This is a genomic window from Pseudoalteromonas sp. S4492, from assembly GCF_005886115.1.
Taxonomy (GTDB): domain Bacteria; phylum Pseudomonadota; class Gammaproteobacteria; order Enterobacterales; family Alteromonadaceae; genus Pseudoalteromonas; species Pseudoalteromonas gelatinilytica.
On record NZ_PNCP01000089.1, the window covers coordinates 1 to 255 of the forward strand.

Below are 255 nucleotides of genomic sequence, written 5' to 3' on the forward strand. Positions count from 1 at the left end.
ACCAATACAAAAACCAACTGCAGCTACTGTAATTAGTACAGTTACTACGGCTGTATAGTTAGTTGTCGCATCAGCACCAGCAGCATTAATCGCTTCTGTATGGTCAGCGGCAAATACCGAAGCTGAGCCAAGAGCCGAAGTTAAAAGAAGACCTGCTTTAGCGCGTTTTGTAGCTAAAATGTTAATTACGTTTTTCATGTTGATATCCTTAAAGGTTAGGTTTTTCCCATAGTGCGGACGACACGACCAACACCA

General features: G+C 42.4%; 1 protein-coding gene. It reads right to left on the reverse strand.

Annotated features, from left to right (window positions below; translation table 11 throughout):
- On the reverse strand, nt 1–198 hold a 198-nt coding region (locus CWC28_RS20780), incomplete at its 3' end, for a hypothetical protein (protein WP_138625709.1).
- Nucleotides 199–255 lie beyond the last annotated feature (57 nt).